Below are 19,893 nucleotides of genomic sequence, written 5' to 3' on the forward strand. Positions count from 1 at the left end.
CTGGCGTTCGAGGGACGGATCAATTCTTCTGCGGCGCGGGCGGCGCGGTCGCCGGCTTTGAATCGGCCGGCTTAGTGTCCGCTGGCTTGGTGTCCGGCTGCTTGGTGTCCACCGACTTGCCGCCATCCTGAACCGGCGTCGGCTGCAGCGGCGCGGCGATCTTGCCGGCCTCCACCGTCACCTTGGAACCGGGCACCGCGCGCTGGATGCCATTGACGATGACCCGATCCCCCGCCGACAGGCCGCCCTCGATGGCCCGCAGGCCATCAGGCTGCAGCTGGCCGAGGGTGACCTGGCGCTGCGCCACCTCGTCCTTGTCGTTCACCACCAGCACATAAGAACCGAGCTGGTTCTCGCTGATGATGGAATCGGGCACCAGGATGGTGGGCAACGCCTTACCCAGCGGCAGCCGCACCCGCGCGAACAGGCCGGGCAGCAGCGCCACATTGGCATTCTCGAAGATGCCGCGCACGGTGAGGGTGCCGAGGTTGGGATCCACCTGGGGGGCGATGTAGTCGAGCTTGCCCACGTGGGGGAAGCCGGTTTCCGTCTGCAGGCCGATCTCCACCGGAATGGCGCCGGGATTCTCCCGCAGGGTCATCATCTGATGGCCGGCCTTGGCCATGCCTTCCTTGATGTTGAGCACCTGCTGCTCGCTCAGGGAGAACCACACATAGATGGGGTTCACCTCGACGATGGTGGCGAGCTTGGTGGGCCCGGAATAGCCCACCAGAGCGCCCACATCCTGCAAGTGGGCGGTCACCACGCCGGCGAACGGCGCGCGCACCTCGGTATAGCCGAGGTTGATCTGCGCCAGATCCAGCGAGGCCTGGGCGTTCTCCACATCGGCCACCGCCGCATCGCGCTTGGCGCGGGCCTGATCGAGCACGGCCTGGGAGGCAAAGTCCTGCTTGGCCAGCTGGTTCTGGCGGTTGAATTCCGCCTCGGCCTGCACCTGGGACGCCTGCTTGGCGGCGAGGGTCGCCTTCGCCTGCTCCACATTGGCCTTGTAGACATCCTGCTCGATCACGAAGAGGAGATCCCCCTTCTTCACCAGCTGGCCGTCCGCATAATTGATGGAGGTGAGGAAGCCCTGCACCCGGGCGTTCAGATCCACCGAATTGATGGAGGCGGTGTTACCCGTCAATTCCAGGTAGCGAGTCACCGGCTGATCGCTCACGGTGGCCACCGTCACGGTGGGCGGGGGCGGCGGCACATAGGTATTTTTTTCCTCGCACGCGGCGAGGAGGAGACCGGCGGACATCAGGGCGACCCAGCGGGCGGCAACGCCCGCTCGCGTGGCGCGCGACCCGAGATTCTCATTCTCCTGTCGGCGACCCGCCCGCAACTCCCAACGGCCCATGCTTATTCCCCCGGCATCCGCAGCCGGGCGGATACTAAGGGCCCCCCGCCAGAGTGTCCATGCACCGCTTCCGCGCGCGCGCGGAAGCGCGGACGGTGCTGCAAAATTGCCATGCTGGCGCACCAGCGCCGGTGCCGACGTTGCGGCAGGGCGCGCCGCCTCACATTGACAATGGGCGGGGCCGTTCATAAGTGTCCGCGTGGTGTGCTGTCCGTCGTCGGTACCGCCCTATCTCGACGCGCGCGCGGGGGACAAGGCGGAACGGCGTAGGTCCGGCGCGGGGAGAGCCTCTCCGCCGCCAGACTGGTTCGGACTTGCTGACGCCGCATTAGGGGTGTCGAAAGGCGCGCCACTTCCCGGAGGGTCCGGCGGCCCGTCTCCGCCCTCCTCGCGACCCGACGGATCGGAACAGAGAATAACCCATGTTAGGTGGACTTGCCCGCAAGCTCTTCGGCTCCGCAAACGATCGCCGGGTGAAGGGGTACCGCCCCCGCGTCCAGGCCATCAATGCCCTGGAAAAGGAGCTGGAGGGGCTCTCCGATGACGCGCTGCGCGCGCGCACCGAGGAGTTCCGCCGCCAGCTGGCGGATGGCAAGAGCCTCGACGACCTCCTGGTGCCCGCCTTCGCCACCGTGCGCGAGGGCGCCAAGCGGGCGCTCGGCATGCGCCCGTTCGACGTGCAGCTCATCGGCGGCATGGTGATGCACGAAGGCGGCATCGCCGAGATGAAGACCGGCGAAGGCAAGACCCTGGTGGCCACCCTGCCCGTCTATCTCAACGCGCTCGCCGGCAAGGGCGTGCACGTGGTGACGGTGAACGACTATCTGGCCAAGCGCGACGCCGAGTGGATGGCCAAGCTTTACGGCTTCCTCGGCCTGTCCACCGGCATCATCGTGCACGGGCTCGATGACGAGCAGCGCGCCGCCGCCTACGCCTGCGACATCACCTATGCCACCAACAACGAGCTGGGCTTCGACTATCTGCGCGACAATATGAAGTATGAGCGCAGCCAGATGGTGCAGCGCCCGCACTTCTTCGCCATCGTCGACGAGGTGGACTCCATCCTCATCGACGAGGCCCGCACCCCGCTCATCATCTCCGGCCCGCTCGACGACCGCTCGGATTTCTACAACACCATCGACACCTACATCCCGCGCCTGGACAAGGCCGACTATGAGGTGGACGAGAAGCAGCGTTCCGTCACCATGACCGAAGCCGGCATGGAAAAGATGGAGCAGATGCTGACCGAGGCCGGGCTCCTGAAGTCCCACAGCCTCTACGACATCGAGAACGTCTCGGTGGTCCATCACGTGAACCAGGCCCTGCGCGCTCACACCCTGTTCCAGCGCGACAAGGACTATATCGTCCGCAACGACGAGGTGGTGATCATCGACGAGTTCACCGGCCGCATGATGCCCGGCCGGCGCTATTCCGAAGGCCTGCACCAGGCGCTGGAAGCCAAGGAGCACGTCCAGGTTCAGCCCGAGAACCAGACGCTGGCCTCCATCACCTTCCAGAACTATTTCCGGCTCTATGAGAAGCTGGCCGGCATGACCGGCACCGCCAACACCGAGGCGGCCGAGTTCGCCGACATCTACAAGCTCGAGGTGGTGGAGATTCCCACCAACCTGCCCATCTCCCGGATCGACGATGACGACGAGGTCTATCGGACGGCGATGGAGAAGTACCACGCCATCATCGAGCTGATCAAAGACTGCGCCGCGCGCGGCCAGCCGGTGCTGGTGGGCACCACCTCCATCGAGAAGTCCGAGCTGCTGGCCGACCTGCTCAAGAAGGACGGCTTCAGGCAGAAGGACTATGCCGATCCCGCCGCCCTCACCGAGATCGACACCAGCGGCAAGGTGTTCTCGGTGCTGAACGCCCGCTACCACGAGCAGGAGGCCTATATCGTCTCCCAGGCGGGCGTGCCGGGGGCCATCACCATCGCCACCAACATGGCCGGCCGCGGCACCGACATCAAGCTCGGCGGCTCCGCCGAGATGCGCATCGTCAACGAGCTCAAGGACCTGCCGGAAGGCCCCGAGCGCGTCGCGGCGGAAGAGAAGATCCACGCCGAGGTGGAGGAGCTGAAGCACAAGGCGCTGGAAGCCGGCGGCCTCTACGTGCTCGGCACCGAGCGGCACGAGAGCCGGCGCATCGACAACCAGCTGCGCGGCCGCTCCGGCCGCCAGGGCGACCCCGGCCATTCCAAGTTCTTCCTGTCGCTGGACGACGACCTGATGCGCATCTTCGGGTCCGACCGGCTCGACGGCATGCTGCAGAAGCTCGGCCTCAAGGAAGGCGAGGCCATCATCCACCCCTGGATCAACAAGGCGCTGGAAAAGGCGCAGCAGAAGGTGGAAGCGCGCAATTACGACATGCGCAAGAACGTCCTCAAATACGACGACGTGCTCAACGACCAGCGCAAGGTGGTGTTCGAGCAGCGCCTGGAGCTGATGAACGACGACGACGTGGCCGAGACGGTGGAGGACATGCGCCACGCCGTGATCGCCGACACGGTGGCCAAGTTCATCCCCGAGAACGCCTATCCCGAACAGTGGGACACCGCCGGCCTGCACGCCGCGCTCCTGGAGGTGCTGAACCTCGACCTGCCGGTGGTGGAATGGGCCAAGGAAGAAGGCATCGCCGGTGACGAGGTGGGCGAGCGCATCACCCGCGCCGCCGACGAATGGATGGCCGCCAAGGCCGCCAAATACGGTCCCGAGCTGATGCGCTATGTGGAGAAGTCGATCCTTCTCCAGACCCTCGACCATCTGTGGCGCGAGCATATCGCCATGCTCGATCACCTGCGCCAGGTGGTGGGCCTGCGCGGCTACGCCCAGCGCGACCCGCTCAACGAGTACAAGTCCGAGGCCTTCAACCTCTTCTCCAGCCTGCTGAACCGCCTGCGCGAGGTGGTCACCGCCCAGCTGATGCGGGTGGAGATCGTCACCCAGGCGCCGCCCATGGAGGACCTGCCGGAGATGGAGGCGCACCACGCCGATCCCATCACCGGCGAGGACGAACTGGCGAGCGCCGCCGCCGCTATCGGCAGCCGGCCCGAACCGCTCCTCTCCGGTGACCTGGCGGTGGCCGAGCGCGACCCCAACGATCCCTCCACCTGGGGCAAGGTGGGCCGCAACGAGGTCTGCCCCTGCGGCTCCGGCAAGAAATACAAGCACTGCCACGGCCGCTTCGCCTGACGCTGTGGCGGCGCCGGGTCCGACGGATCACGGCTCGACGCATTCAAGACCTGAGGATCGGGCGCGGCCGCCGGGCGGTTGCGCCCGATCCGCATTGGGGCCGCCGGCCTCAGCGCCGTCCGCCGCGGGCCCGCTCAGGCCTCAGCATTTGCGGGCATAGGTGAACACCAGCCGGTCTTCCACCGGCTGGTCGGTGGGCACGCACGCGCGGTAGACCTCGCGCCAGCCGGTGAGGACGATCCGGGTCTGATCGCCGCTGACGGGCCCCTCCACGGCATATTCCGTCACCGCTCCGGGACATTCGGTGGAGAACATGCGGGCGATGCCGCTGTAGGTTCGGCCATGGCGCTTGCCCTTGAACAGCAGTGTGCCGCGCTTCACGCCGATCTCGCGCAAGCCGGGCCGGGGCACCTCATAAACGAAGCTGCGCGCGTCGCCTGCCGCCACCAGCCGCACCAGCGAGCCATTGTGCATCCAGCAGCTGTCCGCCAGCGCCGGTGCCCCGCTCAGCAGCAGCGCCGCCACCATCACCATTCCCCGCCGCATAGCCCCCCTCCCCTGTCGGCCGGCCCGGCCGTCGCCCCTTCGCTCCGTCCAGAGCACGGCGAAAGCGCGCGCCCGTCAAGCCGGATCGCCCGCCCTGCGGCCAAGCTATGCTTCAGCTTCCCTGTTTCACCTTCCGTGCCTCAGCAGAGCCTGCCACCGGGCCAACCGGAAAAGCCCGGCGTGGACGCGCCCCTCCGCCGCGCGAGCGACGCAGACCGCGCCGGCCTCCGCCCCAGCAGAAAAGAGGATTGCAGGTCTCCCCCTCGGCCCTGGCGGCCGCCGGCGCCTGAGGCATCGACGCGGAGCAGGACACGGCGGCGACCGCCCGCGACGCGAGCGCATCAAGAGATGGCGGCACGGCGCATTCCCTGTCCGCCTTGCGGGAGCCACGGAAGCACGAGCAAGAGGTGAGCAAACGGATATGAGCCACGCGCCATGCGCGGGCCAGCGGCGGGCACCGGACGGTCGAGCCGGCCAGCACCCGCGAGGACCCGCACCCTAGCGCGGGGCCACCGCCGGCAGGGGCACGGTGCTGGTGGTCACCGCCCCGTCGGCGGTGGTGGTGGCGACGGGCGGCTGCTGCGCCGCCATCTGCGCCCCGGTGGAAGCGGGGGCCGCCACCGGCTTCTCCGGTCCCCCCACGTCGGCCACCGACTTGTCGTCGACGATGCGCGGCGGGCGGGTGGTTTCGGGAATGGTGCCGGGCGCCTGCGGCGCGAAAGCGGATTCGCTGCCGCCTTCCCGCCGCTTGATCTCGGCCAGGAACACCGGATGCATGCCGCCGTCGGCATTGGTGCGCACGGGGGCGGTGGGCCCGCTGGAGAGCGCGGCGATCTGGGCATCGTCGCTGCGGGTCTTGGCCGCCACCGCCTGCGCCACCGAGGGGTCGACCTGATAGGGCGGGCAAGCGGCCTCGGCATCGAAGCGCGCGCCAGGCACCGCCTGGGCATCGAACACGTAGCGCCGCTCGCACACATTCACCTTCGGCACCTGGCGGCTGACCTCGAAATGGTCGTAGCCCTGCTTGAGGTTGCGCCAGAAAGCCATGTTGGGATTGTTGCGGTGGCGGGCCATATTCTTCGGCGTCATGCGGAACGGATAGGCCTGCACCTGGAAATCCCGCTGGCCGCCGGCAAAGCTCTCCCGCGCCAGGGAAAAGATCTCCGAGATCTGCTCGTCGGTCATGGCGTAGCAGCCGGCCGATGAGCAATCGCCATGCACCATCAGGAAGTCGCCGGTGCGCCCATAGGCCTTGTCGAAGGCATTGGGGAAGCCGAGATTGAACGAGAGATAATAGCTGGAATTGGGGTTCATCTGCCCCGGGCTGATGGCATAGAAGCCTTCCGGCGCCTGCCGGTCGCCGGTGCGCACCTTGGGGCCGAGCTCGCCAGACCAGCGGCAGATGGGATAGGTCTTCAGCAGCGCATAGCGCCCCGAGGAGGTTTCCTTCCACACCTCCAGCTCCGCCTCTTCCTTGAAGATGCGGACCATGATGGGGGTGGCCGGGGTCATGCCCTTCTCGCTGATAAGGGCGACCATCTGCGGCGAGAGCGGCTTGTTGGCCTTGCGCGCCACGGAATCGGTCTGATTGCACGCCGCGAGGGCGAGCGCCGCGGTGGCGGCCAACGCCGCCATGCGGACGCGGGACGAGACTATCGTCAACGGACGGCTCAACGCGGAACTCCTGATACCTGTCCGGGCACGTTAAACCACATCATCCGCCCCTGAATCTTGACGGCGCGTTACCACAATGTGACCGAATTGAGCTGGCCATCCGGCCCACGCGCTTTCGGCGCGGAGCACGGCGGCAGGCGCCCGCATCCAGCGGCGAACAAACGGGGCAATTGCGGCTAAGATGAGATCCACGCACCGGCCGGACGTGGGACCCGCCAGGATTTTTCCACCGGTGGCGACACCCCCTTGCGCCGGCGCCAAACAGCCGCAGGCGAGGGCACCAACTCGGCGCAGATGCGGGCAAGGAGCGGGAGGAAACAGGCGCCACGGGCGCGGCCAGGCCGCGCCCGATGGGCTCACAGGTTGCGGCCGATGGCCAGGAACTTCGCCCGCCGCGCCTTGCGCAGGGCCGGCCCGTCCAGCTCCACCAGCGAGGACAGGGCATCGGAGATGGCATCCCCCACCGCCGCCACGGCCACTTCCGGATCGCGGTGGGCGCCGCCGACGGGCTCCTTCACGATGGAATCGATGACGCCGAACCGGAGCAGGTCCTGGGCGGTGATCTTCATGTTGGTGGCCGCGTCCTGCGCCTTGGCGGTATCGCGCCACAGGATGGAGGCGGCGCCTTCCGGCGAGATCACGCTGTAGATGGCGTGCTCCAGCATCAGCACCTTGTTGGCGGTGGCCAGCGCGATGGCGCCGCCCGAACCGCCCTCGCCGATGATCACCGCCACATTGGGCACCATCAGGCCGAGGCAGGCATCGGTGGAGCGGGCGATGGCCTCGGCCTGGCCGCGCTCCTCGGCGCCGATGCCGGGATAGGCGCCGGCGGTATCCACCAGCGAGATCACCGGCAGACCGAAGCGGTCCGCCAGCTCCATCAGGCGCACCGCCTTGCGGTAGCCCTCCGGCCGCGCCATGCCGAAATTGTGACGGATGCGGGTCTCGGTGGTGGAGCCCTTCTCGTGGCCGAGCACGCAGACCGGCTCGCCGCGAAAACGGGCGAAACCGCCGATGATCGCTTCATCCTCACCATACTTGCGGTCGCCCGCCAGCGGCGTGAAATCCTCGAACAGGCCATCGGCGAAGGTCGCGAAATGCGGCCGCAGCGGGTGACGCGCCACGAGGGTCTTTTGCCAGGGTGTGAGATTGGCATAGAGCGCCACCAGCGCATCATGCGCCTTGGTTTCCAGCCGCTGAACCTCGTCGCCGATGGCGACGCCGTTCGCGGCGGAAAGCGCCCGCAATTCTTCCACCTTGGCCTCGAGTTCGGCCACCGGCTTCTCGAAGTCCAGATAGCTGCGCATGCTTGTCCGTGAGGTTGGAAAGGGTCAATTTTAGCCCCTCCGATGGGGCGGGAAGCTGCCTTCGGCCGGCCGGCAAGTCAAGGGCGGCCATCGCGGGGCATCCATGCACCCGCCGGCGCGCGACCACCTCCACCGCCGAGGCTGCCGGCGTGCTCCCGACCAGCGCCCTACCCCCGCGCCCGCCTCTGCACGCGCTCTGCACCACCCCCGGCGGGGTCCGCGACGGCGCCGCAAACGCCTTTGCCCGGCCCCACCGTGACATCCCGCGCTGCGCAATGGCCTTGTTCCGGCCCCCTTCTCAAGGCTATTGCTGAACCGCTATTGCTGCGGGGATCCTCACCGACATGCGCGCCGTTCTCGACGTCATCCTGATTGTGCTGAACCTTTACGTGTGGTTGCTGATTGCCGCCGCCGTCCTGTCCTGGCTGGTCGCCTTCAATGTGGTGAACCCCTACAACAAGTTCATCCACTCCGTGGGCGAGTTCCTGTATCGCATCACCGAGCCGGTGCTCGCGCCGATCCGCTCGGTCATTCCCTCGCTGGGCGGCATCGACATCTCGCCGATGATTCTCATTCTGCTCATCTTCTTCGTTCAGCGGGTGATCGGCCTCTACGTCTATCCCAACGTCTTCTGAGCCGTGAGCATCTGGCGCCCGGTGGCGGGCGGCATTGAGCTGTTCGTCCGCGCCACGCCGAAAGGCGGCCGCGACGCCCTGGACGGGGTCGCCACCCTTTCCGACGGCCGCGAGGTGTTGAAGGTGCGGGTGCGCGCCGCGCCGGAAGATGGCGCGGCCACCGCCGCCGTGGCGCGGGTGATCGCGGCGGCCCTCGGCGTGCCGGCCTCCCGGGTCAGCCTCAGCGCCGGCGCCACCGCGCGGCAGAAGACCTTTCGCATCGAAGGGGATGCCAACGCCCTCGTGCAGGCTCTGGCGCTGCACGTGCCGGTGGCACCGCCGGCGCCGGCCCCTTCCGCCCCGCCTCAAGCCAGGCCGCGCCGGCGCTGAGCCGGCCCGGCGCGCCGCCGGCCGTCAGTTGTCGCCGTCGTCGTTGGGCTCGGCGCAAGTGTAGCCGATGAAGCACTGCGGATTATCGGAGGTGGGCACCCACGCCGGGTTGGCCTCCTGGCCCGAGTCGCAATAGGCCTGGTCCCGCACATAGCGCTGTGCATTGCCGCCGCCGGTGGGAAGCAGCACCACCCCCTGGCTGCGCATCATGGCCTGAAGGCCCGGGCAGGTGCTGGGCGGCACCGGAATCGCGATCTCTCCGGCCGGGGCGGCCGTGCCGAGAATGGCAGTGCCATCCGGCGGCACCGGCACGCCGGAGGCGCCGAGGTCCGAGGGCGGCGCCAGGGGATCACCCTGCGCCCAGGCCGGCGCGGCCGAGATCATTGCGGCCACGAAGCCCGCCGTTAAGGCCTTCTGCCAAGCTGACATCCCATCCCCCAGGTTCGCGCCGCGCCATGGCGGCCGTCCCGCTGTAGCAAACGCACCGCGCCGGCACAAAGGGGGCGTCGCCCCATGCACCATGCTGCCCTGCAGCGTGCGGATTTGACTTGGCGGCGCACGACCGCTATCTGCACCCCATCGGGGAGTAGCCACCGCTTCCGAGCGGGATCGCGTCAACAGACTCGCGAGGGTGCCTCAGGCATCCATGCGTGGCGCGGTCAGCCGAATGTGTCGGCCCGGCAAGACCGTCGTGAACCATGCTTTCTTCGGACGGGATGCATGGCACGCGGTCCTTCCTGCGTCCGTCGAGTTCAATATGTCGGCTCTCACCATCGCCGTGCTGGCGCTCAGCATGTCCATGGACGCCTTCGTCGTTTCGGTCGGCCGCGGCGCCGCCCTGGGGCGGCCGCGTTATTCCGAGGCCCTGCGCACCGGTGTCGTGTTCGGCATCGTCGAAGCCCTCACCCCGGTGATCGGCTGGACCGCCGGCGTCGCCGCCAGCCGCCTCGTCGAAAGCGTCGATCACTGGATCGCCTTCGCGCTGCTGGGCGGGGTGGGACTGCACATGCTGCTGGCGGCCCTGCGCCGGGGCGCGGATGCCCCGCCGCCCAAGAGCTCGTTCTGGATGCTCATCGTCACCGCCATCGGCACCAGCCTGGATGCCATGGCGGTCGGGGTGTCGCTGGCCCTGCTCGACGTGAACATCATCGTCATCGCCCTGGCCATCGGTTTCACCACCTTCGTCATGTCGTCCAGCGGCATGCTGCTGGGCCGCCTCATCAGCGACCGCTGGAGCCGCATTGCGGAACTGGCCGCGGGCATCACGCTGATCGCCGTCGGCTTCTCCATCCTCGCCGAACACCTGGCCCAGTAGGCGCCGCCCGACATCGTCTGCCCCCCCTGGCGCCCGCGCGGCACCGGGGGTTTTGCCGCGTCCGCCGACGGCGGGCGGAAGGCGGGCGCACGCCACGCACTGGCCCGCATTCCCCTAAAGGAAGAAGAGCAACCCACAATTTAGAGTCATTCCAGATTTGTATTTATCCATGTTCTAAAAGCACTTTTGAAGCATTCGTGCTGATTTACGTCAAAGTCCGTATTCCCGTTCCAGTGCAACTATGCTCATAATGAAACCGAGACTGCGGCGCAGGGGATGCTCTCCCGTCAGTCAGTGGGGCATGGTCGATGAGTCATCTCAAGCTATCTGAAGTCGAAAGCGGCACGGTCCGCGTCATCGCGTGGGAAGGAGATGCCAGCGACGAAAAACGCCTCGCCGACCTCGGCCTGCATCTGGGCAGCCGGGTGGAGATCGTGCAGCACTCCGGCGAGAACGGCCTGCTGGTCGCCATCAACGACGACTGCCGGGTGGTGGTGGACGCGCGCACGGCGACCCGCGTGGTGGTGCGCCCGCTGGAGCAGACCCTGCCGGCGCTGACCATCTCGGCCCTGGTGCCCGGCGATCGCGCCCGCATCGTCGGCCTCGGCAAGAGCCGGCTCGAATATCGCCAGAAGCTGATGTCCATGGGGCTGACCCCCGGGGTGGAGTTCGAGATCACCCGGGTGGCGCCGCTGGGCGACCCGGTGGAAATCAAGGTGCGCGGTTTCGCCATGAGCCTGCGCAAGGCGGAAGCGGAAACGATCGCCGTGGAGAAGTTGTGATGGCTGGGGCAGAGAAGATCGTCATCGGCGTCGTCGGTAATCCCAACTGCGGCAAGAGCACCCTGTTCAACGCCCTCACCGGCGCCCGCCAGGAAGTGGGCAACTGGCCGGGCGTGACGGTGGAGAAGAAGTTCGGCACCTATACGTATGAGGGCCAGCTTTATGAGGTGGTGGACCTGCCCGGCGTCTATTCGCTGGGCGCCACAATCCAGATCTCCGAGGACGAGCGGGTGGCGCGGGACTTCGTGCTGTCCGGCGCGGCGAGCCTGATCGTCAACATCATCGACGCCTCGAACCTGGAGCGGAACCTCTATCTCACCACCCAGCTTCTGGAGATGCGCGTGCCCATGGTGGCCGCCGTCAACATGATGGACATCGCTGAGCGGCGCGGCCTCGCCCTCGACGTGAAGGCGCTCAGCGCGGCGCTCGGCTGCCCGGTGGTGGAGCTGGTGGCGGCGCGCGGCATCGGCGTCGCCAAGCTCAAGACCCATATCGCCGAGCTCGCCGCGGCGCCCCACCCCCCGACCGTGGAGCCCCATTACGGGCCGGCCATCGAGGAAGGCATCGGCGCCGTCGCCGCCAAGCTCGAGGCCATGGGCGTCGCCCAGCCGCGCTGGCGGGCGTTGAAGCTCATCGAGGGTGACGCGCTGACCACCGGCGAAACCGAGAGCGCCCTCGAAGCCGATGTGACCACTGCCCGCGACAAGGTGCAGGCGAGCCTGGGCGAGGATACGGACATCGTGGTGGCGGACGCCCGCTTCGGCTTCATCACCGCCATCGTCGAAAAGGTGCTGACGCGCCCGCGGGATGCCTCGCGCACGGTCTCCGACCATATCGACCGGGTGGTGCTGAACCGCTTCCTCGGCATCCCCATCTTCCTCGTCATGATGTACCTGATGTTCGTGTTCACCATCTCCATCGGTGGCGCGTTCATCGACTTCTTCGACAAGGCGGTGGGCGCGGTGCTGGTGGATGGGGGCACGCAGGTGCTCACCGCCCTCGGCCTGCCGGAAGCGCTGGTGGTGCTGCTGGCGGAAGGCGTCGGCGGCGGCATCCAGACCGTGTCCACCTTCATCCCGGTCATCGCCTTCCTCTATCTGTTCCTCTCCTTCCTGGAGGATTCCGGCTACATGGCCCGGGCCGCCTTCGTGATGGATCGCGCCATGCGCGCCATCGGCCTGCCGGGCAAATCGTTCGTGCCATTGATCGTCGGCTTCGGCTGCAACGTGCCGGCCATCATGGCCACCCGCACTCTGGAAAGCCGCCACGACCGGCTGCTCACGGTGATGATGGCGCCATTCATGTCGTGCGGGGCGCGGCTGCCGGTCTATGCGCTGTTTGCCGCCGCCTTCTTCCCCGAGAGCGGGCAGAATCTGGTGTTCGCCCTCTATCTGATCGGCATCCTGGCGGCCATCGGCACCGGCTTCCTCCTGAAGAACACGGTGCTGAAGGGCACGGTGTCGCCCTTCATCATGGAATTGCCGCCCTATCACATCCCCACCTTCCGCACCGTGCTGCTGCGGGCCTGGGACCGGCTCAACGCCTTCATCTTCCGCTGCGGGCGGGTGATCGTGCCCATCGTGGTGCTGTTGAGCTTTCTCAATGCGGTGGGCACCGACGGGACCTTTAATAACCAGGACAGTGAGAAGTCGGTGCTCTCCGCCATCGGCCGCACCATCGTGCCCGTGTTCGAGCCCATGGGCATGCAGGAAGAGAACTGGCCGGCGGCGGTGGGCGTGTTCACCGGCATCCTGGCCAAGGAAGCGGTCATCGGCACCCTCAACGCCCTTTATGGCCAGCTGGGTGCCGCCGACGCGGCCAAGGCCGGTGATGCGGCGAGCCCGGCCGAGCCCGAACCGGAGGCCACCATTGCGGAAAAGCTGATGGCGGCGGTCGCCACCATTCCCGCCAACCTCAAGGATGCGCTGGGCAATCTCGCCGACCCCATGGGCCTCAACGTGGGCTACACGGCGGAGGGCGAGGGGGCGGCCGAGCAGCTGGAGGTGGCACCCAGCGCCTTCACCGCCATGGCCGCCCGCTTCGACGGCCAGGCCGGCGCCTTCGCCTATCTCCTGATGATCCTGCTCTACATGCCGTGCGTGGCGGCGGTGGGCGCCATCTATCAGGAGACCGGCTGGCGCTGGACCGCCTTCGCCGCCTCCTGGACCACCGGCCTCGGCTGGTGCGCGGCGGTGGTGTTCTATCAGGCGGCGCGGTTCGAGCGTTCGCCGGCCACCGCCACCTTCTGGATCTGCTTCTGCCTGATCCTGCTGCTGGGGGCCATGGTGACGCTCTACCAGGTGGGCAAGGCCGCAGCGGCCCGTCGCACCCGAGAGGAACGGCTGGTGCTGCCCGGCGGCACCTTCAAGGAAATGCGGCCGTGAAGGAGATCCGGTCATGACCACATTGTCCGCCGTGAAGGCCTATATGCAGGACCACCACCGCACCACCGTCGGCGATCTGGCGGTGGGGCTCTCCACCACGCCCGACAATGCCCGCAGCCTTTTGGAGATGTGGCGCGCCAAATCTCGGGTGCGCTTCATTCCCAGCGCCTGCGGCAGCTGCGGCAAAGGGCCGTTCGGTGGCTGCAGCTGCCCCATGGCGGCCGTCGTGCCGGAGGTTTACGAATGGGTGAGCGACGAGGACAAGAGCACTCATGATTCCTGATCTCGGCCCGTTCCTGCACCTGCGCCGCTACGTCTCCATCGCCCACCACGTGCCAGGCCGCATCCGCCTCAAGCTGGATTTCGCGGCCCTGGCGCACCTGCCGAAGGCGGACCCCAAGCCGTTCGTGGAGCTCGTGGGCCGCATCCGCGGCGTCACCACCACACGGGTGAATGCGGCGGCCCTGTCGGTGGTGGTGGAATATGATCCCCACCTCATCCCGGCGCCGCTGTGGCCGCGCCTGCTGGTGGCCGACGCCGAGGAGGTGGCCCAGGTGCTGGCCACCCATGTCAGCTGAGGGGATGGCGCCCATGGCCGCCCCCTCCCCTTTCTCACCCGCTCTTTGCCACCGCCCGCTGCAGTGCCGCCGGGCCGGTGGCTTTCCCTTTGAATTGGCGCTGTGATCCAAGGAAGAACCGATGTCGAAGAAGGACCCACAATGGGGTAACTCTCAAGCCGGTGCGACCCAGGCAGGCCCGCAGAATGCAGGTGCCCAGTCCTCCGGTTCCTGGCCCGGCTACGGCTGGAACGCGGGACAGTCCGGCTATGGCCCGAACGCGGGCTATGGCCCCGGCTCCGGCGCAAACCCGGGCTATGGTCCGCAGGCAGCGGGCCCCCAGGGTGCCGGCCCGCAACCCGGCAGTGGACCGCGCATTGATGCGCTCGACGTGCTGGAAGGCGTGCTGCGCGACGGCTTCAGCATGTCCAACCTCACCCGCATTGCCCGGGCCAGCGGCTCCAATTTCTGGATCGGCGCGGCCATCGGCGCCGGCCTGGTGGTGCTGATGAACCGGCCCGATGTGCGCTCCGCCGTCTCCGGCGTCTTCAGCAAGGGCGCCGCCGGCGAGCCCCCGACCGACGAGCCGAAGGTCTGATCGCGCCCGGTCCCTCCCCCATCCCCCGCCGCGCGTGAACGCCCCACGGCGCGCGCCGGCCCCCCATTCAGGAGCAAGCACCATGTCCGATGAGAAGAGCACCGATCAGGGCGTGCACTATCATTACCACTTCTATGGCACCGCCCCCGGCGCCGACGCCGGCCAGGGCAATGGGCAAGGCTATGGTCAGGGCGGCCCGGGTCAAGGTGGCTTTGGCCAAGGTGGTTATGGTCAGGGCGGCTATGGCCAGGGCGGCCAGGGCCAGGGTGGTTACGGGCCTGGCCAGGGCGCGCCCTTTGGCGGCCCCGCCGGCCAGATGCCCCCCGGCTTCCCGCCTGCGGGCTTCCCCTTCGGTCCCGGCGCGGGCCAGAACCCGGGCCAGGCCGGCGGCGCGAACGCGGGACAGGCCGGCGCACAGGCCAGCGGCTTCAACTGGCACCAGCATCCCAATGCGGACTCGCTCATCAAGGGCCTCGCGGTGGGCGCCGCGGCGGCCTACTTGCTGACCAATGAGACCGCCCAGCGCACCATCATGCGCACCGCCGTGCAGGTGTGGAGCTTCCTCCAGGGCGGTGTCGAGGAGCTGAAGGAGCGCCTGCATGACGCGGAAGCGGAAGTGGCCGCCGCCACCCAGCCCGCGGCGGACGCCGAACCGGCGGCCGAGCCCGCCCCTGACCTGACTGCCGCCGACCTGACCGCCGCGCGGAGCTGAGATCACCCGTGAGCGTGCGCATCGTTCATGAGGTTCCGCGCCGGCTGCGCCTGCGGCTCGGCGTGGACCTCGACCTGTTGTCGCGGGCGGCCACCGCCGTCCGCGACATTCGCGGTGTGTCCGCGGTGCGCCTCAATGCCGGCGCCCGCTCGCTCATCGTCAGCTATGACGGCACCGGCGCCACCCGTGCCGCCATCCTGGCCCTTGCGGCCCATCCGCCGGCCCAGGTGCCGGCGCTGGTGCAGCCGCCGGGGGTCGATTCGGCGCCGCTGGTGCTGTCGGTGGCGACCCTCATCGCCGCCCGCCTGCTGCCGCGGCCCGCCGCCGCGGCCCTCACCTATGCCAATGTGGCGAGCACCGTGCTGCGCGGCATCGCCGCCGCCATCCAGCACGGGTTGAAGGTCGAGGTGCTCGACGCCATCGCTATCGGCCTGCCCACCTTGCGCGGTGAATACACCACCGCCAATTTCACCCGCTTCCTGGTGGAGCTGGCGGAATATATCGAATCCACCACCATCGAGCGGTCCGACGAGCTGTTGCGCTCGCTGCTGCATCGCGCGCCGGACGATGTCTGGGTCGAGACCGGGAGCGGTGAGATGCGCCAGGTGCCCTTCGCCAGCCTGCACGGCGGCGAGCACGTGGTGGTCGGCCTCGGCGAGACCATACCGGTGGATGGCACGGTGGTGTCCGGCGACGCGTATGTGGACCAGTCGGCGGTGACCGGCGAGAGCCTGCCCATTCCCCGGGCGCCGGGTGGCATGGCGCTGGCCGGCGGCATCGTCACCGAGGGCCGCCTCATCATCCGTGCCGACCGGGTGGGCGAAGCCACCACCACCGGCCGCATCGCCCGCTATATCCAGGATGCGCTGGAGCGGCCGGCGGAGATCCAGTCCGTGTCCGATGCCCTGGCCGACCGGCGGGTGGGCATCACCCTCGGCTCGGCGGCCGGCGTGTTCGCGCTGACGCGGGACCTGCGGCGCATGGAATCCGTGTTCATGGTGGACTATTCGTGCACCGTGAAGCTGGGCACCCCCATCGCCCTGAAGACCGCCATGTTCCAGGCCGCCAAGCAGGGCTGCCTCGTCAAGAGCGGGCAGGCCATCGAGGCGCTGGCGGACATCGACACCATTGTCTTCGACAAGACCGGCACCCTCACCCACAACACCCTGCAGGTCACCGACATCTGCCCCCTGCGCTCGGATGTGGACGAGGAGGAGGCCCTGGCGGTGGTCGCCTCCCTGGGCGAGCACACCAACCACCCCATCGCCCGGGCGGTGGTGAACCTCGCCCGCCAGCGCAAGCTCGCCCACGTGCCCCACGAGGAGGTCAACTTCATCGTCGGCCACGGCGTGGAAGCGGAAGTGGGCGATGACGTCATCCGCTTCGGCAGCCGCCACTTCCTGGAGGATGACGAGAACATCTCCTTCGCCCGCCAGCGGGCCCAGGTGGCGGAGTTCCAGGCGGAGGGCAAGTCCCTGCTCTATGCGGCACGGAACCAGCGCCCGCTGGCCATGTTCGCCCTGCGCGACCGGGTGCGGGAGGAGACGCCCGAAACCCTGGCGCGGCTGCGCGCGCTCGGCATCAAGAAGATCGTGATGATCACCGGCGACGCCAAGGCGAAAGCTCTGGCGCTGGGCGACTCCCTTGGCCTCGACGCCGTCTATTACGAGCAGCAGCCGGAGGATAAGGCCCGCATCATCGGCGAACTGAAGGCGGAGGGCGCCAAGGTGGCGTTCGTCGGGGACGGGGTGAACGACGGGCCGGCGCTGATGACCGCCCATGTGGGCATCGCCATGCCGCGGGCCGCCGACATTGCCCGCGCCACCGCCGACATTGTGCTGACCGACGACCGGCTGGATTCGCTCGCCACCGTGCTGGGCATCTCGCAGGCCACCATGGCGCTCATCCGCTCCAACTTCAACGTGGCGGTGGGCGCCAACTCGGCCATCCTGGCGGCCGCGGTGCTGGGCTATCTCTCGCCCATCGCCACCGCCGCGCTCCACAACGGCACCACCATCGCGGTGCTGATCCGCTCCCTGCTGGCGGGACACGGCAGCGCCAAGGCCCACTGATCGCCCACGGATGGGGTGGCCCAAAAACGGCCCCGGAGCCAGGCTCCGGGGCCGTTCTCATATCAGCCTGAAAGGGCCCGCCTCAGGCGGCCTTCTCCTTGCGCAGGGGCCAGGCGAAATAGCCGAAGAAGCCGGGGTTCTTGTTCCAGGCATCTAGGGCCACGGCGAGCGAGGCCACACCCCAGAACACCAGATATTCCACGCCATGGCCGGCCCAGAACCAGCCGAGGCCGTGCACCCGGGCGGTGGCGTAGGCCGCCACCAGCATCAGGCCGGCGGAGACGATACCGAGATACTTGGGGAACAGGCCGAAGGTGAGGCCGATGGCGCAGATGAGCTCCATGATGACCGAGAGCACCACGAACGCTTCCGGCGGATAAAACCCCGCCTTTGTGAAGAATCCCACCGTCCCGGCGAAGCCGACGATCTTCGAGATCGCGTGCGGGAAATAGAACAGGCCGCAGATGACCCGAACAACCACCATGGGATCCGTGAAATCAAATCTTCCAGATGCGGTGGACATGACGCTATATTCCAATTTCTGCATCCGTACGCGACCATCATGACCGCGCCGTGGCAGGAAATGGCGTCGATACCACTATGACCACATTGACTTGAAGCAAGCATGCGCTTGCTCCCATGCACTGCGCATTTGCACCCACGAAAACGCCCACAACAGCTGGTTGGTGCGCTTTCGCACACGACCCGCAAAGATGGGGATGGCGGGATCGCCGCGCGCCCCACCTCAGGCGGTGGCACCTTCCTTCAGCAGCTTCCAGGTGATGGAATCGAGCAGGGCCTCGAACGAGGCGTCGATGATGTTGGGAGAGACCCCGACGGTGGTCCAGCGATCGCCATTTTCGTCGGTGCTTTCCACCAGCACCCGGGTCACCGCCTCGGTGCCGCCGTTCAGCACCCGCACCCGGTAGTCGGTGAGGTGGAGGCCGGCGATGAGCGGCTGGTATTTGCCCAGATCCTTGCGCAAGGCGAGGTCAAGGGCGTTCACCGGGCCGTTGCCCTCGGCGGCGGAGATCAGCGTCTCCTCGCCCACATGCACCTTCACGATGGCTTCCGCCACGGTGGTGAGCTCGCCCTTGGCGTTGTAGCGCCGCTCCACCTTCACGCTGAAGCGCTCCACCGCGAAGAAGTCCGGCACCTCGCCCAAGGCGCGGCGCGCCAGCAGCGCGAACGAGGCATCCGCCGCCTCATAGGCATAGCCCAGGGCCTCGCGGGTCTTCACCTCGTCCAGCAGGCGGGCGAGGCGCGGATCGGCCTTGTCCACGCTCACCCCCAGCCGCTCCAGTTCGGCGATGACATTGGACTTGCCGGCCTGGTCCGACACCAGGAGCTTGCGCCGGTTGCCCACCGCCTCGGGGGGCACGTGCTCATAGGTCGCCGGGTCCTTCAGGATCGCCGAGGCATGGATGCCGGCCTTGGTGGCGAAGGCGCTCTCGCCCACATAGGCGGCATGGCGGTTGGGCGCCCGGTTCAGCATCTCGTCGAGGGCGCGGGACACCTGCACGATCTCCGCCAGCCCCTCGGGCGCGACGCCAATGTCGAAGCGCTCCGCATAGTCGCGCTTCAGCATCAAGGTGGGGATCAGCGCGCACAGATTGGCATTGCCGCAGCGCTCGCCGAGGCCGTTCAGCGTGCCCTGGATCTGCCGCACCCCGGCCCGCACCGCCGCCAGCGAATTGGCCACCGCCTGCTCGGTGTCGTTATGGGCATGAATGCCGAGGTGATCGCCCGGCACCACCTTCACCACCTCGCGCACGATGGCTTCCACCTCATGGGGCAGCGTGCCGCCATTGGTGTCGCACAGCACCACCCAGCGGGCGCCGGCCGCATAGGCGGTGCGGGCGCAGGCGAGGGCGAACTCCGGATCTTCCTTGTAGCCGTCGAAGAAATGCTCGCAATCCAGCAGCGCCTCGCGCCCGGCGGCGACCGCCGCCGCGACGCTGTCGCGGATGGAGGCGAGGTTCTCCTCCTTGGTGGTCTCCAGCGCCACCCGCACCTGATAGGCGGAGGCCTTGGCGACGAAGCAGATGGCATCGGCCTTGGCCTCCAGCAGCGCGGCAAGGCCGGGATCATTGGAGGCCGAGCGGCCCGGCCGCTTGGTCATGCCGAAGGCGGTCACCCGGGCGCGGGCAGGATGCGGGGTGCTGAACAGCTCGGTGTCAGTGGGATTGGCACCGGGATAGCCGGCCTCCACGTAATCCACCCCCAGGCGATCCAGCAGGCCGAGCACCTTCACCTTGTCGGCGACGGTGAAATCCACCCCATTGGTCTGCGCCCCATCGCGCAGGGTGGTGTCGAACAGATACAGGCGCTCTTTGGTCGGCATGTCCGAACCCTTTTTGTGCGTGTCCCCCGGGG

Annotated in this window: 18 protein-coding genes; 11 read left to right on the plus strand and 7 right to left on the minus strand. The window is 67.9% G+C overall.

Annotated elements, in window-relative coordinates:
* Window positions 1–19: 19 nt before the first annotated feature.
* Window positions 20–1,264: an efflux RND transporter periplasmic adaptor subunit gene (locus ACU4E7_RS00530; RefSeq protein WP_447020244.1), complete on the minus strand. Its 1,245-nt coding sequence runs from the start codon at window positions 1,262–1,264 to the stop codon at window positions 20–22.
* 521 nt (window positions 1,265–1,785) lie between these two features.
* Here ACU4E7_RS00530 and secA point away from each other — a divergent pair.
* Window positions 1,786–4,566 (plus strand): preprotein translocase subunit SecA, encoded by a 2,781-nt coding sequence (secA, locus tag ACU4E7_RS00535; protein WP_238120875.1) that lies wholly within the window; start codon window positions 1,786–1,788, stop codon window positions 4,564–4,566.
* 141 nt (window positions 4,567–4,707) lie between these two features.
* Here the strand turns inward: secA and ACU4E7_RS00540 are convergent, their stop codons facing one another.
* The 3 genes from ACU4E7_RS00540 to ACU4E7_RS00550 all read right to left on the minus strand — a co-directional run bounded on the left by ACU4E7_RS00540 (window position 4,708) and on the right by ACU4E7_RS00550 (window position 8,093).
* Window positions 4,708–5,112, minus strand: coding sequence for a hypothetical protein (locus ACU4E7_RS00540; protein WP_447020245.1), 405 nt, complete (start codon window positions 5,110–5,112; stop codon window positions 4,708–4,710).
* 498 nt (window positions 5,113–5,610) lie between these two features.
* Window positions 5,611–6,786 (minus strand): L,D-transpeptidase family protein, encoded by a 1,176-nt coding sequence (locus tag ACU4E7_RS00545; protein ID WP_443266069.1) that lies wholly within the window; start codon window positions 6,784–6,786, stop codon window positions 5,611–5,613.
* Between the two features lie 356 nt (window positions 6,787–7,142).
* A complete protein-coding gene (locus ACU4E7_RS00550) occupies window positions 7,143–8,093 on the minus strand; it encodes an acetyl-CoA carboxylase carboxyltransferase subunit alpha (RefSeq protein WP_238120873.1) in 951 nt (316 codons plus the stop codon).
* Between the two features lie 344 nt (window positions 8,094–8,437).
* On the opposite strand from ACU4E7_RS00550, the gene ACU4E7_RS00555 reads away from it, so the two are divergent.
* Together ACU4E7_RS00555 and ACU4E7_RS00560 are read left to right on the plus strand one after the other, a co-directional pair.
* On the plus strand, window positions 8,438–8,728 hold the full coding sequence (locus ACU4E7_RS00555) for a YggT family protein (protein ID WP_238120872.1): 291 nt from the start codon (window positions 8,438–8,440) through the stop codon (window positions 8,726–8,728).
* A 3-nt stretch (window positions 8,729–8,731) separates the two neighbouring features.
* Window positions 8,732–9,097 (plus strand): DUF167 family protein, encoded by a 366-nt coding sequence (locus tag ACU4E7_RS00560; RefSeq protein WP_447020246.1) that lies wholly within the window; start codon window positions 8,732–8,734, stop codon window positions 9,095–9,097.
* A gap of 24 nt (window positions 9,098–9,121) precedes the next feature.
* On the opposite strand, the gene ACU4E7_RS00565 is transcribed toward ACU4E7_RS00560, so the two are convergent.
* Complete coding sequence (locus ACU4E7_RS00565; protein ID WP_443266071.1) at window positions 9,122–9,490, minus strand: hypothetical protein; 369 nt, start codon at window positions 9,488–9,490, stop codon at window positions 9,122–9,124.
* 364 nt (window positions 9,491–9,854) lie between these two features.
* Between ACU4E7_RS00565 and ACU4E7_RS00570 the strand changes: the two genes are divergently transcribed.
* The 8 genes from ACU4E7_RS00570 to ACU4E7_RS00605 all read left to right on the plus strand — a co-directional run bounded on the left by ACU4E7_RS00570 (window position 9,855) and on the right by ACU4E7_RS00605 (window position 17,517).
* The gene (locus tag ACU4E7_RS00570) at window positions 9,855–10,412 is read left to right on the plus strand and encodes a manganese efflux pump MntP (RefSeq protein ID WP_447020247.1); all 558 of its coding nucleotides are present in this window, start codon (window positions 9,855–9,857) and stop codon (window positions 10,410–10,412) included.
* A 308-nt stretch (window positions 10,413–10,720) separates the two neighbouring features.
* Entirely contained in the window at window positions 10,721–11,194 is a 474-nt protein-coding gene (locus tag ACU4E7_RS00575; protein WP_238120869.1) for a FeoA family protein, read from the plus strand.
* Window positions 11,194–13,578, plus strand: a complete 2,385-nt coding sequence (feoB, locus tag ACU4E7_RS00580) for a Fe(2+) transporter permease subunit FeoB (RefSeq protein WP_447020248.1) — start codon at window positions 11,194–11,196, stop codon at window positions 13,576–13,578. The genes ACU4E7_RS00575 and feoB overlap by 1 nt, the downstream gene beginning before the upstream one ends.
* 13 nt (window positions 13,579–13,591) lie before the next feature.
* Complete coding sequence (locus ACU4E7_RS00585; protein WP_238120867.1) at window positions 13,592–13,861, plus strand: FeoC-like transcriptional regulator; 270 nt, start codon at window positions 13,592–13,594, stop codon at window positions 13,859–13,861.
* Entirely contained in the window at window positions 13,851–14,156 is a 306-nt protein-coding gene (locus tag ACU4E7_RS00590; protein ID WP_447020249.1) for a hypothetical protein, read from the plus strand. Before ACU4E7_RS00585 ends, ACU4E7_RS00590 begins: the two co-directional genes overlap by 11 nt.
* Window positions 14,157–14,277: 121 nt before the next feature.
* Window positions 14,278–14,733: a hypothetical protein gene (locus tag ACU4E7_RS00595; protein WP_447020250.1), complete on the plus strand. Its 456-nt coding sequence runs from the start codon at window positions 14,278–14,280 to the stop codon at window positions 14,731–14,733.
* An 82-nt stretch (window positions 14,734–14,815) separates the two neighbouring features.
* Window positions 14,816–15,445: a hypothetical protein gene (locus ACU4E7_RS00600; RefSeq protein ID WP_447020251.1), complete on the plus strand. Its 630-nt coding sequence runs from the start codon at window positions 14,816–14,818 to the stop codon at window positions 15,443–15,445.
* 8 nt (window positions 15,446–15,453) lie between these two features.
* Complete coding sequence (locus tag ACU4E7_RS00605) at window positions 15,454–17,517, plus strand: heavy metal translocating P-type ATPase (protein ID WP_447020252.1); 2,064 nt, start codon at window positions 15,454–15,456, stop codon at window positions 17,515–17,517.
* Window positions 17,518–17,599: 82 nt separating this feature from the next.
* Here the strand turns inward: ACU4E7_RS00605 and ACU4E7_RS00610 are convergent, their stop codons facing one another.
* A complete protein-coding gene (locus ACU4E7_RS00610; protein WP_447020253.1) occupies window positions 17,600–18,040 on the minus strand; it encodes a DoxX family protein in 441 nt (146 codons plus the stop codon).
* A 222-nt stretch (window positions 18,041–18,262) separates the two neighbouring features.
* Entirely contained in the window at window positions 18,263–19,861 is a 1,599-nt protein-coding gene (gene cimA / locus ACU4E7_RS00615) for a citramalate synthase (RefSeq protein ID WP_447020254.1), read from the minus strand.
* Between the last annotated feature and the right edge of the window lie 32 nt (window positions 19,862–19,893).

This window comes from Xanthobacter sp. ZOL 2024 (genome assembly GCF_052932325.1).